At 71.2% G+C, this 14,904-nt stretch carries 11 protein-coding genes; 4 read left to right on the plus strand and 7 right to left on the minus strand.

Translation table 11 applies throughout. The annotated features are described in order from the left end of the window. The 3 genes from AC30CM_RS20510 to AC30CM_RS20520 all read right to left on the minus strand — a co-directional run. Positions 1 to 1,448: MFS transporter (locus AC30CM_RS20510; protein WP_490118754.1), on the minus strand; the 1,448-nt coding region annotated here is incomplete at its 3' end. Then, entirely contained in the window at positions 1,445 to 2,494 is a 1,050-nt protein-coding gene (gene ligD / locus AC30CM_RS20515; protein WP_490118755.1) for a non-homologous end-joining DNA ligase, read from the minus strand. The genes AC30CM_RS20510 and ligD, both read right to left, overlap by 4 nt. A 1-nt stretch (position 2,495) precedes the next feature. Beyond that, positions 2,496 to 3,578 (minus strand): ATP-dependent DNA ligase, encoded by a 1,083-nt coding sequence (locus tag AC30CM_RS20520; RefSeq protein ID WP_490118756.1) that lies wholly within the window; start codon positions 3,576 to 3,578, stop codon positions 2,496 to 2,498. Between the two features lie 169 nt (positions 3,579 to 3,747). Between AC30CM_RS20520 and AC30CM_RS20525 the strand changes: the two genes are divergently transcribed. Continuing rightward, a complete protein-coding gene (locus AC30CM_RS20525) occupies positions 3,748 to 4,959 on the plus strand; it encodes an FAD-dependent monooxygenase (RefSeq protein WP_490118757.1) in 1,212 nt (403 codons plus the stop codon). After that, positions 4,956 to 6,017, plus strand: coding sequence for an ATP-dependent DNA ligase (locus tag AC30CM_RS20530; RefSeq protein WP_490118758.1), 1,062 nt, complete (start codon positions 4,956 to 4,958; stop codon positions 6,015 to 6,017). The genes AC30CM_RS20525 and AC30CM_RS20530 overlap by 4 nt, the downstream gene beginning before the upstream one ends. 12 nt (positions 6,018 to 6,029) lie before the next feature. Here the strand turns inward: AC30CM_RS20530 and AC30CM_RS20535 are convergent, their stop codons facing one another. Genes AC30CM_RS20535 through AC30CM_RS20550 form a run of 4 tightly spaced genes read right to left on the minus strand, consistent with a single transcriptional unit; the run spans position 6,030 to position 11,936 of the window. Then, positions 6,030 to 7,796 (minus strand): diol dehydratase reactivase ATPase-like domain-containing protein, encoded by a 1,767-nt coding sequence (locus AC30CM_RS20535; protein WP_490118759.1) that lies wholly within the window; start codon positions 7,794 to 7,796, stop codon positions 6,030 to 6,032. Further along, positions 7,793 to 8,122 (minus strand): diol dehydratase small subunit, encoded by a 330-nt coding sequence (locus AC30CM_RS20540; protein ID WP_490118760.1) that lies wholly within the window; start codon positions 8,120 to 8,122, stop codon positions 7,793 to 7,795. Before AC30CM_RS20540 ends, AC30CM_RS20535 begins: the two co-directional genes overlap by 4 nt. Continuing rightward, complete coding sequence (locus AC30CM_RS20545) at positions 8,119 to 10,356, minus strand: propanediol/glycerol family dehydratase large subunit (protein WP_490118761.1); 2,238 nt, start codon at positions 10,354 to 10,356, stop codon at positions 8,119 to 8,121. Before AC30CM_RS20545 ends, AC30CM_RS20540 begins: the two co-directional genes overlap by 4 nt. Positions 10,357 to 10,397: 41 nt before the next feature. Then, positions 10,398 to 11,936 carry an APC family permease gene (locus AC30CM_RS20550; protein WP_490118762.1) on the minus strand — a complete coding sequence of 513 codons (1,539 nt, stop codon included), beginning with the start codon at positions 11,934 to 11,936 and terminating at the stop codon, positions 10,398 to 10,400. A 161-nt stretch (positions 11,937 to 12,097) separates the two neighbouring features. Here AC30CM_RS20550 and AC30CM_RS20555 point away from each other — a divergent pair, with 161 nt between their 5' ends. Both AC30CM_RS20555 and AC30CM_RS20560 read left to right on the plus strand, forming a co-directional pair. Next, positions 12,098 to 13,378 (plus strand): class-III pyridoxal-phosphate-dependent aminotransferase, encoded by a 1,281-nt coding sequence (locus AC30CM_RS20555; protein WP_490118763.1) that lies wholly within the window; start codon positions 12,098 to 12,100, stop codon positions 13,376 to 13,378. After that, on the plus strand, positions 13,375 to 14,904 hold the full coding sequence (locus tag AC30CM_RS20560) for an aldehyde dehydrogenase family protein (RefSeq protein ID WP_490118764.1): 1,530 nt from the start codon (positions 13,375 to 13,377) through the stop codon (positions 14,902 to 14,904). Before AC30CM_RS20555 ends, AC30CM_RS20560 begins: the two co-directional genes overlap by 4 nt.

Raw genomic sequence — 14,904 nt, forward strand, 5'->3', positions numbered from 1 at the left:
CCCGCCGCGACGGCGCTGACGACGCCCAGCACGACCGCCGCGGTGGTGCAGCCGTGCACGAACGCCGCCTTGGCGCCGGCGACCTCGTAGCGTCCCGGAGCGCCGAGTTGCGCCTGCAGCGCCGCCGCGAGCGACTCCTCGAACGCCGTGCGCACCGGCGGCGGCAACCCGTCGGCGACGACCCCGATCCGCCGGCCGTACCCGGCGGCCAGCACGCTGCCCGCGATCGCGATGCCGATGGCCGCGCCGATCTCGCGGGTGGCGTCGTTGACGGCCGCGGCGACGCTGTGCTTCTCCGGCGGGATGGCCTCCACGACCGCCGACGTCGACGGCGCCGAGCACAGCCCGAGGCCCACGCCGAGGATCAGCAGCGACCAGACGATCACCGAGTACCCCGTGTCCGGTTCCAGGGTGCCGACCAGGAACGAGCCGACCGCCAGCGCCAGCAACCCGGCGACCAGCATGGGCCGCAGGCCGAAACGGGCAGCCAGCTGCGGGGCGCCCAGCGACACCACCACGATCGGCACGATCAGCGGCGTCAACGCCAGCGCCACGACCACCGGGGCGTAGCCGGGGATGAGCTGCAGGTACTGCGTGAGCAGCAGGAAGACGCCGAAGATCACCAGGAAGTGCAGCACCAGCGACACGGTGCCCGCCGCGAAGCCGCGATCGGCGAACAGCCGGACGTCCAGCAGCGGGTGGGCACTGCGCAGTTCGAGCCCGGTGAACACCGCGAGCCCCACCAGCGAGCCGACGAACAGGGCGAGTACCAGCGGGTCGCCCCAGCCGCGTTGCGGGGCCTCGACGACCCCGATCACCAGCAGCCCCACCGCCACGGCACTCGCCACCGAGCCCGGCACGTCCACGGGCGGCCGCGAGCGCTCGCGCGGGGGCGGGATCCACCACGCCGCCACCGCCAGCACGGTTGCGGCGACGGCCAACGCCGCGAAGATGGCGCGCCACGAGGAGAATTCGAGCATCACCCCGGAGAACAGCACGCCGAGCACGGCGCCCGACGCGGCCACGCCCGCCCAGATGCCCACGGCCTGACGGCGTGCCGCGGCGTCGGCATCCTCGGTCAGCAGCGACAGGGTCGACGGCATGACCAGTGCGGCGCCGACGCCGGCGACCGCGCGCGTCCCGATCAGCCACCACGGATCGTCGGCGGTGAGCGAGGCCAGCGACGCCACGGCGAACAGCAGCAGCCCGACGATGAGCACGCCCCGGCGACCGTAGCGGTCGCCGACGGCGCCGGCGGGCAGTACCAGGCAGGCGACGGCCAGCGTGTATCCGTCTGCCACCCAGGTCAATTCGAACTGCGACGCACCGGTGGAGACGGCGATGTCGGGCAGCGCGGTGTACAGGGCCACCATCGAGCCGAGCACCAGGGCCACCGCAATGCACGACACCACCAGCGCCCAGCGGCGCCACCCGAGCGTCGACGTCACTCCACCCGGTTCCCATCGGAATCCCAATGCGCGGCCACCTTCTTGCTGGGTTGCACCCGCGGCGGTTCGCCGGGCATCTTCGGGTAGCTGGGCGGGTAGGGCAGATCCCCCAGGCCGCGTTCGGACTCGTCGGCGGCCACCATCTCCAACAGCGGATCCAGGGAGTGGGCGTGAGCGTCGATGTCCGCCCAGGGATCCGGTCGTGCGGCGATCAGGTCCGGCACGGTGGCGATGGTGTAGTCGTCGGGGTTGGCGTCCGCGAGGTCGTCCCACGACAGCGGCATCGACACCGTCGCGATCGCGGTGCGGCGCGCCGAGTACGCCGAGGCGAAGGTGCGGTCGCGCGCGTTCTGGTTGTAGTCGATGAACACCCGGCGTCCGCGCTCCTCCTTCCACCACGACGTCGTGACGGCGTCGGGGGCGCGGCGCTCCACCTCGCGCGCCAGCGCGATCCCCGCGCGGCGCACCTGGATGAAGTCCCAGTCGGGGGCGATGCGGACGAAGACGTGGATGCCGCGGCCACCGGAGGTCTTGGGGTAGCCGGCGATGCCGAGTTCGTCGAGCAGTGGGTGCAGCACGTCGACGGCGACGGCGCGAGCCTCGTCGAACCCGGTGCCGGGCTGCGGATCCAGGTCGATGCGCAGTTCGTCGGGGTGTTCGGTGTCCGGACAGCGGACCTGCCACGGGTGCAGGGTGACGGTACCCATCTGCGCGGCCCACACGATGGCCGACGGGTGGGTGACCTCGAGTGCGTCGGCGGTGCGGCCCGACGGGAACGTCACCGTGCAGGTCTGCAGATAGTCGGGATGCTTTGCGGGAATCCGCTTCTGGTAGATCTCCTCGCCCTCGATGCCGTCGGGGAAGCGCTGCAGGTGCACCGGCCGGTCCCGCAGCAGGGTGACCATGGGTGGCGCGACGGCGCGGTAGTAGTTCACCAGTGCGCCCTTGGTCCCCGCCTTGCCCAGCGCGGGGAAGTACGGCTTGTCCGGGTTGGTGACCCGCACCATCACCCCGTCGACGTCGATTTCACTTGCCGGACTTGCCATCTCAGCCATCCCCCGGGTCTCCGTCGGCCAGTACGTCGAACAGGTCGTAGTGCAGTGGCACGTCGAGTTGGGAGAACGTGCAGCTGCGCGGGTCACGGTCGGGGCGCCATCGCCGAAACTTCACGGCGTGCCGGAAGCGTTGCACGTCGCCGGAACCCTCCATCTGGTCGTAGGCCACCTCGCACACCCGCTCGGGCCGCACCGGGACCCATCTCTTGTCGGCCGCGGAGTTCCACCGGCTCGGGTCACCGTCGCGAACGTCGCCGTCGCGCAGGGGTTCCAGTTCGGCCAGCAACGTCACGCGGTCCTTGGCGGTGAACGACGCCGCGCCTCCCACCATCTGCAGGTCGCCGTCGGGACGGTAGAGACCCAGCAGCATGGACCCGAGGCCCTCTCCGCTCTTGTGGATGCGGTACCCCATGACGACGCAGTCGGCGTCGCGGTGGTGCTTGACCTTCACCATCTCGCGCTTGCCGGGCAGGTACGGTCCGTCGAGGCGCTTGGCGATGACGCCGTCGAGCCCCGCCCCCTCGAAGGTGGTGAGCCACGTGGTCCCCTGCGCGGCGTCTTCGGTGGTCCGGGTGACGTGGCACCACCGCTGCGCGTGCACCGCCTCGACCAGCGCCTCGCGACGCGCCCGGAACGGCTCGCGCAGCAACGAGCGGTCGCCGGTGGCCAGGGCGTCGAAGCCGATGAAGTGCGCGGGCGTGCCTGCGGCCAGCTTGTCGACGCGGCTCTGCGCGGGATGGATGCGCTGGCTCAGCGATTCCCAGTCCAGCCGGACGCGGCCGTCGATCTCGCGCGGCACCACCACCTCGCCGTCCAGTACGCAGCGGTCGACGAGTTCGGCGCGCAGCGCGTCGAGCAGTTCGGGAAAGTATCGGCCCAGGTCCTTGCCGCTGCGCGAGATCAGCTGGACGTCGGAGCCGGCGCGGAACACCACCGCCCGGAAGCCGTCCCACTTCGGCTCGTAGGACCACGTGCCGGGCTCGGTGGGCACCGCGGCGGCCGCCTTGGCGAGCATGGGTTCCACCGGTGGCGGTACGGGCAGCCCCGCGACGTCCTGCGCGGTCACCTCGGGCACCTGGGCACGCTCACATCCTCGTTCATCACGTGGCTTGGACTACCCTCTCCGGGAAAAGTCATCGGAGCCGACGCCCGCGGGCCCGCTCAGGTGCGCGGCGCGGCGGCTGCGGGTAAGAGTGGACGTCACACCCCCTCAGATCCCCCTCCGACGATTGGACGCGGCCGACGTGCCCCAGCATGCAGTGATCTCCGGCGCCGGCATCGGCGGTCCCGCGCTCGCCCATCAGCTGGTGGCCCGCGGCTGGCGCGCCACGGTGCTCGAGCGCTACCCCCGCCGCCGCGACGAGGGACAGAACGTCGACGTCCGCGGCGCCGCCCGCGAGGTGATCCGCCGCATGGGCATCGACGCCGACGTGCGGGCGGCCACCACCGGCGAGGTCGGCATGCGCTTCGTCACCGCCGACGGCACGCCCGTGGCGAGCTTCCCCATGTCCGCGTCCGGTGGACACGACGGGCCCACCGCCGAGGTGGAGATCCTGCGCGGCGAGCTGTCGCGCATCCTCGTCGACCGCACGATCGACCGCGTCGACTACCGCTTCGACACCCAGTTGGCCGACGTCGCCAGCGAGGACGACCACGTCGCGGTGACGCTGGCCGACGGCGAGACGCTGCAGGCCGACGTGCTGGTGATCGCCGAGGGGCTGCGCTCGCGGTCGCGCCGTTTCGTCGACCCGACGCCGATCAACGAGCTGGGCATGTACTTCGCGTACGTGACGTTGCCGCGCGCCGAGAGCGACGACCAGTGGTGGAACTGGCAGCGCGCCACCAACTCCCGCTCCGTGCACCTGCGGCCGGACAACCTGGGCACGACGCGCGCCATCCTGACCTTCATGTCCGACGTGCGAGGCTTCGAGGACCTGGACCGCGACGCGCAGCTCACCATCTTGTCCCGGACCTTCGACGACGTCGGCGGTGCGGCGCCGCGCATCCTGGCGGCCATCGCCGACGGCGCGCCCATGTACTTCTCCGCGGTGGGGCAGGTCCGCCCACGCCGCTGGAGCACGGGCCGCGTCACGCTGCTCGGCGACGCGGCGTTCTGCAACGCGACGTTCGGCGGTGCGGGCACCAGTCTGGCGCTGATCGGCGGGTACGTGCTGGCCGGCGAACTGGCCGGCGGCGCCGACGTGCCCACCGCGCTCGCACGCTACCGGCGTGCCATGCAGCCGTTCGTCGAGACCGCCCCGCGGGTGCGGGCCCGGTCGCTGCGCATGATGAACCCGCGCACGCCCGCCGGGATCCGGGTGCTGGACGCGGCGACGGCGGTGGCCGCGGGCCCCGTGGGCAAGGCGCTGATGGCCCTGGGCAGTAGCCGGATGGCCGGCATCGCCGGCGCCGAGCCGAGCCTCCCCGACTACCCGGCGGTGACGTCTGCGCCATGACGCCGCCCGTGACGCCCCCGGTGGCACCCATGCTGGCCAAGCCCGTCGCCGAGATCCCGCCGGGGTGTTCCTACGAACCGAAGTGGGACGGCTTCCGCTCGATCTGCTTCCGCGACGGCGACGACGTCGAGCTGGGCAGCCGCAACGAGCGGCCGTTGACACGGTACTTCCCCGAACTCGTCGCGGCCGCCCTGGCGGAGTTGCCGCCGCGGTGCGTGCTCGACGGCGAGATCGTGGTCGCCGGTGAGCGTGGGCTGGACTTCGAGGCGCTGCAGCTGCGGCTGCATCCCGCGGCGAGCCGGGTGCGGTTGCTGGCCGAGCGCACGCCCGCGGCGTTCGTCGTGTTCGACCTGCTGGCCCTCGGCGACGAGGACCACACCGGGCGGCCGTTCGCGGAGCGCCGCGCCGCACTGGAGCGGGTGCCGTTCGGGCAGCGGTTCCACCTGACGCCGGCCACCACCGACGTCGACGTCGCGCGGCGCTGGTTCCACGAGTTCGAGGGCGCCGGGTTGGACGGGTTGATCGCCAAGCCGCTGGACCTGGCGTACGAGCCCGACAAGCGGGTGATGTTCAAGGTCAAGCACCAGCGGACGGCGGACTGCGTGGTGGGCGGTTATCGGCTGCACAAGTCGGGCGCCGACGCCGTGGGGTCGCTGATGCTGGGGTTGTACGACGGCGGCCGGCTGGCGTCGGTGGGGGTCATCGGCGCGTTCCCGATGGCAACGCGACGTCGGCTGTTCGCCGAGCTGCAGCCGCTGGTGACGTCGTTCGACGAGCATCCGTGGAACTGGGCGGCGGAGGTTGCCGCGAACCCAGAGCTGGGCAGGAAGGTCGCGGCCGGTTCGCGGTGGAACGCGGGCAAGGACCTGTCGTTCGTGCCGCTGCGGCCCGAACGCGTCGTCGAGGTGCGCTACGACCACATGGAGGGCAGGCGCTTCCGGCACACCGCGCAGTTCAACCGGTGGCGACCCGACCGGGAGCCGCGGTCGTGCACGTACGCGCAGCTGGAGCAGCCGTTGACCTACCGGCTGGGTGACATCCTCCCGGGACTGGGCTGACTTACACGCGTGTCATTCATCCACACTGTGGACAACTCCTGGGGATGACGGCGCCGGCCGCCGCGCGAACAGGTGGATCAACCCGCTGGCCACCGCGTACCGCGGCCCGTGCACGCCGTCGATGTCGGCGCGCCCCACCGCGATGGGCACGTCCCGCAGCGCCTCGGCGACCGCGCGGGACAGCTCGTCGTCCAGCGCCCCGCCGCCCGCGAGCACCAGTGCAGTCGGCGAGCGGTCGAACGCGCGCAGGCAGCGCGCGACGTTCGCGGCGACGGTCTCGCGTTTGATCGCCAGCCGCAGACTGCGCCACTCCTCGGCCGCCAACCGCGCCGAGAACGGCACCAGCCCGGCGGGACCGCGCGTGCACAGCCTGCCGATGGCCTCCGAGGTCGCGGGGGCGTCGAGGAACACTCGCCTGCCGTCCTCCTCGTGCGCCACGTGTGGACCCTCGACGCGCACGGCGGGCGTGCGCTTCACCTGCTCGGCGAGCGCGCGCGGGATGCCCAGCACGCGCGCGACGGCGGTCGTGATGGTCTCCCCCGCCCCGGCCGCCACCACGGTGCGGTCGGCACCGATGAGGTCGATCGTGCCACCCCCGATGTCGCACACCACGGTGTCGGCAGGCAGCCCCGGCGTGGTGCGGGCCCCCCACGCCGCGGCTTCCGGTTCGCCTGCCAGGGTGCGGGCGGGCCGACCGGTGAGGTCGGCCATCACGGCGGCGGCGTCGGCCACCTCGTCGGCGGCCAGCATCGCCACCACGGTGCCGCGCGCCTCCACGACGCCGCGGCGCAGCCATGCCCCGTCGTCGAGCCTCGCCAGGTCGGTGAAGAACGCGTCCTCGACGGCCAGGCCCGCCTCGGCGGTGGGCACCGCGCGCAGCCGGATCCGGGTCACCGCGCCGGGTGGGCGGGCCCGCAACACCGCGTGCGCGGCCGCCACGTCGTAGCGCACCGGCTGCCCGTCGACCACGCAGTCGACGTAGTCGTCGCTCGGCGCGGGCGGCTCGGGTGGGTGGGTGCGCACGGTCACCGCCAGGGCCGGGGCGTCGGCGACCTCCCGGCAGAAGTCGGCGACGTCACCGATGGCCTCGGGATCCAGCCGCAGCGCGGCGGTCAACGCGATGGGATCGGCCAGCGCACGGTACGCCCGCCCCTCGGCCACCACCTCGACGGCGATCAACGCCCCGGGCGCGACGTCGACGTCGGCTTCGTCGACCACGGGCACGTCGACGGGGATGCGGTTGCGGATGAGCACGGCATCGTCCTGGGCGACGACGACGCCCGCGACGCGCCAGCCGCGTTCCACCGCACCGGTGATGGCGGTCGCGGCGTCCTCGAAGTCGGTGGCCGCGTCGACGGACACGACGACGGGCCCGGCCGCGGCGGGTCCGGTGAGATCGGCCAGGGGGACGTGCGCGCCCACGCCGTGCCCGGCGCCGGCCGGGGTACTGGCATCGGGCCTGCGCAGGTTGCGCACGGGTGCGCGTGGGGACGCCGCGGGCGGCAGCGGCGCGGTGGCGGTGTCGACGGGACGCAGCGCCGACAGCAGCAGCTCGTCGGCAGGCACCCCCAGCCGCACCTCGAGTCGGCGCAGCAGGCCCGCGGCTCCCTCCAGCGACGTGCGCGACCCCTTGCGGCCGCGGGTCGGCGCCTGGTCGTGGCCGAGCATCCGAACCGTGCCGTCGGGCGCGACGCGGCCGAGCACGATCTCGGTGGTGTGGTTGCCGACGTCGATGCCCGCCACCACCCGGGGTGTGGCGGACGTGGCGGGTCGGGTCACCGCAGCAGGCCCTGCCTGGCGTAGACGGCGGCGGCCTGACGCACCAGCTCGGCGCACCGGGTCGCGCCGCGCAGGCTCAGCGACGTGCCCAGCGCGTCGAGTTGTGCGGCGGTGGACCGGTGCGGGCGCAGCGCCTCGTACAGCGCCATCACGTCCTCGTCGTCCATCGTGGCCATCTCGGCGGCGCGCAGGAAGTTCTCGGCCAGTTGGGGATTGCCGCCCTCGGCGGCCACCACGGCCTGCTGGGCCAGCACGGCCGGATCCATCCGCAGATCGGCCAGGCCCAGCTTGCCGTCGATGGTGTTCTGCACCGTGATGTCGGTCATGGCCGCCTCACCTGCACCGTGACCGGCGCCTCGCCCGGCTCGGATGCCTCTCGTTCCAGGGCCACCAGGGCCACCGCGCGGGCGTGGTAGCGGGCCGAGATCGACTCGTCGGTGCCGCCGGTGAAGATCGGCACCGGCGCCATGCCCTTGGCGTGGCGGGCGGCGTTCTTGCCCAGGTCCCGGTACATGCGGGCGGTCAACAGCGGTGCCACGCTGAACAATTCGAGGTTGGCCAGCGGCGCCAGGTCGCGACGGTGGATCAGCGCGGTGCCCTTGCCCTGCAACCCGATGCCGATGCCCGACCCCGACAGCCGGGCCGCCGTCAACCCGATGAGGCCGACGTCGATGGTGGAGCGCACCCGCACCAGGCGCGGCACGCAGCCCTCCTCCTCGAGGCCTGCCGAGATCTGGCGCAGCACCTCGCCGATGGGCAACCCGCACAGCGACAGCCACACGCTGCGGCCCCACGCCGGGGACAGTCCGATGACCACCTCCCGTGGGTCGCTGCCCTGCCGGGCGGGTTCGACGTCGGTGACGACGACGTGGTCGCGGTGGTCGTTCTGGTCGAGGGTCAGCTCGGCCGAGCTGCGGGCCTGCCGGATGGCGTCGATCTCCGCGCGGCGCGCCTCGGTGAGCGCGTAACCCGTTCCGGGACCGGCATAGTCGTTGGGGTCGGTGAGCTTGGACAGCACGCGGAAGTCCTCGTCGAAGATCGCCGAGGTCTGCAGTTGGTCACCGCGGAGGCGCTCGCGGGTGAGCCGTGTGATGGCCTCGGCCTCTTCGACGTAGCCGGTGCGGTGCAGCGCGCCGATGACGTCGAACACCGTGAGCTGGCGCGCCTCGATGGATGCGGCCGCCTCGGCCACCAGCTTCGGGTGGCCCTTGGGCAGGTCGCGAGAGCCGTTGGCGGCCACGACGTTCTCGACGTGGGCGTCGTCGTAGTCGGCCAGGCCGAGGTCGCGGTACACGGCCTGGGTGGCGGTGGCGGCGCGGCGGCGCACCTCGGCCAGGCGTTCCGGCGAGACCGTGCGCAGCCCGCCGTCGGCGCCCCAGTCGCGCTGCAGCACCAGGAAGTCGTCCATGTCGTCGGAGTTGAAGTTGGACAGCGCGAAGGCGTTGTCGTAGCGCGGGATCGAGCCGAACCCCGAGAAGATGAAGTCGGCGCCGGCCAGCAGCACCGGCAGCGTGTGCGCGCTGCGGCGGATGTCCGACTCGGAGATCAGGTTGTCGTTGCCTGCGCACGATTCGAGATCGCGCATCATCACCATGAGGTTCTCGGCGAGCAGTTCCTTCATGCCCTCCGGCACCGATGCGACGACCCCGACGCCGTCGATGCCGCCGTTCTGCACGCCCTGGGCGCCGAGCGCCCGCGCCAGCGACACGCAGCGCGACTCCAGGTACAGGATGGAGCACCGCTCGGCGGCACCCATGAGCACCTCGGCGCCGCCGCCGCTGGTGACGCGCATCTTCAGCCCGCGCGAGGCGTAGGCGGACGTGAGGATGGCCTTGGAGAACGGGGTGTCGTCGCCGTCGACGAACACCTGCTCGGTGCCGTAGATGGAGATGGTCTCGGCGTAGCTGGTCAGCCCGCGCAGTCCCAGCCGCAGTTCGAGGGCCTCCTCGATGGAGCACTGTGCCATGGCGCCCGGGGTGCCCACCTGGCTGCCGATGAGCAGGGCGACCGCGTTGGACGCGGCGTCGCCCAGCACGGGCACCGTGGTCTCGACCTCGCGGAAGCCGTAGGCCACCGCGCTGGCGGCGTCGGCGGCGATGAGGAGTGGGTCGTCGAGTTGGTTGGTGACGTGCGCCTGGTTGCTCGGCGTGCGCCGCGCCCGCATCTTCGCCATCGCCATCTGCATCTCGACCGGGGTCAGCAGGGCCATCACCCGGGCGAGCTTGGCGGGAGTGGTGCCGCCGATCAGGCGCACCACCTCCGCGCGCGGCACGTTGACGTCGACGGCCATGCGGGCCAGCACCGCGTCGTCGAGGGCCATCGCCTCCTCGGCCACCGCGAGGTCGATGCCGTAGCGGGCGATGAACTCGTCGATGACGTCGAACTCGGCGGCATCCTTGCCGTCGAGCTGGGTCACCTCCCCGCCACTGATCACCAGTGACGGGGAGGGGTCGTGCGGACTGCGCATCGCGACGAGACCGAGAGCGGCGTCGGGCACGCTGAACCCGTCGAGGTTGACCGGTTTGCCGTCGAGGACCCGGAACCGGCCCAGCTCGTCCACCGTGGTGCTGCCTCTCTCGATCGCCGCGAACGGTCTTGCTGCTAGTCGCGGACTTCGCTGTCCTCGTAGATGATCCGGCCGATCAGCTCGTAGCGGGCCGGGTCACGGTACTTGAAGTACAGCGCCATGGCCGCGCCGAGCGCGAACAGGCCGACCACGATCCACGGTGTCAGCTTGAACAGCAGGGTGCCCGACGCCGCGCCCGCGGCCGCGTCCTTGTGCTGCCACAGCAGGAACACGACGTAGAGCATGCCGATGCCACCGAGCAGCGGCGCCAGGAACGTCTTGAACCAGTGCGCGCTGGAGGGGTGGTTCTTGTGGAAGTGGAAGTACGCGACGACGGCGAATGCGCACAGCGCCTGCACGATCATGATCGCCATGGTGCCCAGGATGGCCAGCAGACCGTAGAGGTGCACGTACGGATCCATGCCTGCGAAGAAGAAGGCCAGGATGAGCACCAGCGTGATGCCGGTCTGCACGAACGACGCGATGTAGGGCGAGCCGTGTGTGGGGTGGGTGGCGCCGATGGTCTTCTGCAGCCCCTTCGACAGGCCCTCGCGGCCCAGCGCGTAGAGGTAGCGCGACGCGCAGTTGTGGAACGCCATGCCGCACGCGAACGACCCGGTAACCAGCAGCAGCTTGAACAGCGTGATGGCCCAGTCACCGTAGGTGGCCTGCACGGGGTCGAAGAAGATGTTGCCCGCGGTGGACGGGTCCTGCGCCAGCTCGACGGACTTGGCCGGGCCGGTGCCCGCGATGGCCATCCACGAGATGAACACGTAGAACAGGCCGACGCCGAGGACGGCGATCATGGTGGCGCGGGGGATGATCCGCTTGGGGTCCTTGGACTCCTCGCCGTACATCGCGGTGGACTCGAAGCCCACCCACGACCAGAAGGCGAAGAACAGGCCCAGGCCGGCGCTGGCGCCCACGATGCCCGCGGCGGGCGTGAACGCCCCCACCGGGTTGAGGGTCTCGGCGACGGCGAATCCGGTCTCGGGGTTGCCGCCGCGGAACAGCACGGCCAGCGCGCCCAGGGACAGCATGACGATCTCGGTGACGAGGAAGACGCCGAGCACCTTGGCGGTGAGGTTGACGTCGAAGTAGGTCAGCACGCAGTTGAGCACCAGCATGAGCAGCGCCGGGATCAACCAGTTGATCTGGATGCCGAACACCGACGACGCGAAGTCCGAGAAGAAGTAGGAGAAGATGCCGATCAGCGAGCCCTCGAACACGATGTAGGCCATCGTGATGATGAGGCCGCTGGCCATGCCCAGGACGCGGCCCAGACCGTGCGAGATGTACCCGTAGAACGCGCCGGTGGCGGTGATGTGCTTGGCCATGGTGGCGTAGCCGATGGCGAACAGGCCCAGCACGATGGTGGCCACCAGGTAGCCGGCCGGTGCGTGCGAACCATTTCCGAAGCCGACGGCGATGGGCACGTTGCCGACCATTGCCGTGATGGGGGCCGCGGTGGCCACGGCCATGAAGATGACGCCGACGGTTCCTACGGCATTGCGCTTCAGCCGTTGGACCGAGTCACCTGTGCCTTCACCGCGAGATACGACTTGATCGGTCATTTGTTCCAGATGCCTTCCAGGTGAACAATGGGAATGACCGGTGTGGCACTCGCCACATCGAACGTGGCAATATTGGCACTACCAATACGAGTCCGCAACCGGAACGGCCACCCAATTTCAACCATTGACATAAATGGTCCAACCTTTTTAGGGTGGTCGGCGTGTACGACTACGGCACGTTCTCCTTCGAGTCCAAGACCCAGGTCCTGGAGCGCGCGAAGGAGTACTGGAACCCGGACAAGACGCAGTTTTGGACCGACGCCGGCGTCGACCTGGTCATCGACCGCAGGCAAGGATACTTCCTGTGGGACATGAGCGGACGCCGGCTCATCGACATGCACCTCAACGGGGGCACCTACAACCTGGGCCACCGCAACCCCGAAGTGATGCAGGCACTCTCGGAGGGCATGCAGCACTTCGACGTGGGCAACCACCACTTCCCCTCGGTGGCCCGCACCGCGCTGGCGCAGAAGCTGGTCGAGTCCGCACCCGCCTCGATCACCAAGGTCGCGTTCGGCTCCGGCGGTGGCGAGGCCATCGACATCGCGCTCAAGAGCGCCCGCCACGCCATGCAGCGCCGCAAGATCGTCTCGATCGTCAAGGCCTACCACGGGCACACCGGCCTGGCCGTCGCCACCGGTGACGACCGCTTCGCCAAGCTGTTCCTGGCCGACCAGCCCGACGAGTTCATCCAGGTGCCGTTCGGCGACCTCGACGCCATGGACCAGGCGCTGCGCGGCCGCGACGTCGCCGCGGTCATCATGGAGACCATCCCCGCGACGTACGGATTCCCGCTGCCCCCACCGGGTTACCTCGAAGCCGTCAAGGACATGTGCGTGCGCTACGACGCCCTCTACATCGCCGACGAGGTGCAGACCGGCCTGATGCGCACCGGTGAGATGTGGGGCATCACCAAGCACGGCATCGAACCGGACATCATGGTCTCGGGCAAGGGACTGTCCGGCGGCATGTACCCCATCACCGCCGCGATGCTCAGCGACCGCGCCGCCCAGTGGCTCGAACAGGACGGCTTCGGGCACATCTCGACGTTCGGCGGCGCCGAACTCGGCTGCGTCGCCGCGCTGAAGACCCTCGAGATCACCTCGCGCCCCGAGGTGCGCTCGTCGGTGCACTACATCGCCGACCTCTTCGCCCACGGGCTGGCGCGCATCCAGGCCGACTACCCCGACTGGTTCATCGGCATCCGGCAGAACGGCGTGGTGATCGGGCTGGAGTTCGACCACCCCGAAGGCGCCAAGTTCGTCATGCGCGAACTGTACGAGCGGGGCGTGTGGGCCATCTTCTCCACCCTGGATCCCCGTGTCCTGCAATTCAAGCCGGGTCTGCTGATGAACCGGGACCTGTGCGAGGACGTGCTGGACCGCGTGGAGGTCGCGGTGGGCAAGGCCCGCGCGGCCGCAACCGGACGGAGGAAGCCGTGAACCACGTGCTGGAACGCGCCCGCTGGGCCGCGGGCGCCTACGCCACCTACGACCAGGCATCGGTCGACGCCATCGTCACCGCCGTCGCCGAAGCCGGCTACGCCGAGGCCGAGCGCTTCGCCGCGGCCGCGGTCGCCGAGACCGGCATGGGCGTCGTCGCCGACAAGGTGACGAAGAACCGCGCCTGCTCGCGCGGCATCGTCGAGTACTACCGCGGCGCGGACTACGTCTCCCCCCGCGTGGACCACGACCGCAAGATCGTCGAGATCCCCCGCCCCGCCGGCGTGGTGCTGGCCCTGACCCCCACCACGAATCCCGTTGCCACGGTGTACTTCAAGGTGCTGCTAGCGCTGATGACCCGCAACGCCGTGGTGGTGGCGCCGCACCCGCGCGCCCGACAGTGCTCGGTGGACGCCGCCCGCGTCCTGGCCGACGCCGCCGTGGCCGCGGGCGCACCCGACGGCATCGTGTCCGTCATCGAGGAACCGTCGATCCCACTCGTCGAGGCCCTGATGGCCGACGAGCGCACCGACGTCATCGTCGCCACCGGCGGCACCGGCGTGGTGCGCGCCGCGTACTCGTCGGGCAACCCGGCGCTCGGCGTCGGCCCGGGCAACGTGCCCGTCTTCGTCGACGCCAGCGCCGACGTCGACGCGGCCGCACGGCGCATCGTCGACAGCAAGGCCTTCGACAACTCCGTGCTGTGCACCAACGAGTCGGTGCTCATCGCCGAGGACGCCATCGCGGCCAAGCTGACCGCGGCCCTGGGCCGCCACGGCGCCCACGTGCTCGACGCCGACGCGGCGATGCGGCTGCGCCAGTTCATGTTTCCCGACGGGAAGCTCAACACCGACGTGGTGGGCCGGTCCGCGGCGTGGATCGCCGAGCAGGCGGGCATCCGGGTGACGGCCAAGACGCGGCTGCTGGTGGCGCCTTTCGAAGACGTCATCGACGAAGAGGTGCTGACCCACGAGAAGCTGTGCCCGGTGCTCGGCATGACCACCGTCGCCGACGCCGAACGCGGCATCCGCGCCGCGCGGGCGGTCGTCCGCATCGCCGGTGCGGGCCACTCGGCGGCCATCCACAGCGAAGACCCCGTGGTGATCACCGACTTCGCGGCCCGCGTACCGGTGCTGCGGGTCTCGGTGAACGTCGGCAACAGCACCGGTAGCTCCGGCCTGGACACCAACTTGGCGCCGTCGATGACCATCGGCACGGGTTTCGTCGGACGCAGCTCCATCGGCGAGAACCTACAGCCGGAGAACCTGATCAACTGGGCGCGCATCGCCTACAACGCCGACTCCGGGGTCGCCATGCCGAGTTTCGCCGGCATCACCCCGTGGCAGGCACCCGCGGGAGCCGTGCCGGCCTACCCGCGCGCCTCCAACGACGCCGGCGGTCCCGCACCCACCCCGGTGCGCACCACGCGCCCGGCCACCCGGAGCGGCGACACCCAGCTGGACGCGTTGCGCGCCGAACTGCGCGCGCTCGTCGTCGAAGAACTCGCTCAACTGATCAAGAGGTGA

Source organism: Mycobacterium sp. DHQP2018-32-09 (assembly GCF_058148405.1).

Bases quoted from the DNA above. Each gene is read 5' to 3' on its own strand.
- ligD (WP_490118755.1), bottom strand. From the start codon at position 2,494: ATGGCAAGTCCGGCAAGTGAAATCGACGTCGACGGGGTGATGGTGCGG.
- AC30CM_RS20530 (WP_490118758.1), top strand. From the start codon at position 4,956: ATGACGCCGCCCGTGACGCCCCCGGTGGCACCCATGCTGGCCAAGCCC.
- AC30CM_RS20540 (WP_490118760.1), bottom strand. From the start codon at position 8,122: ATGACCGACATCACGGTGCAGAACACCATCGACGGCAAGCTGGGCCTG.
- AC30CM_RS20550 (WP_490118762.1), bottom strand. From the start codon at position 11,936: ATGACCGATCAAGTCGTATCTCGCGGTGAAGGCACAGGTGACTCGGTC.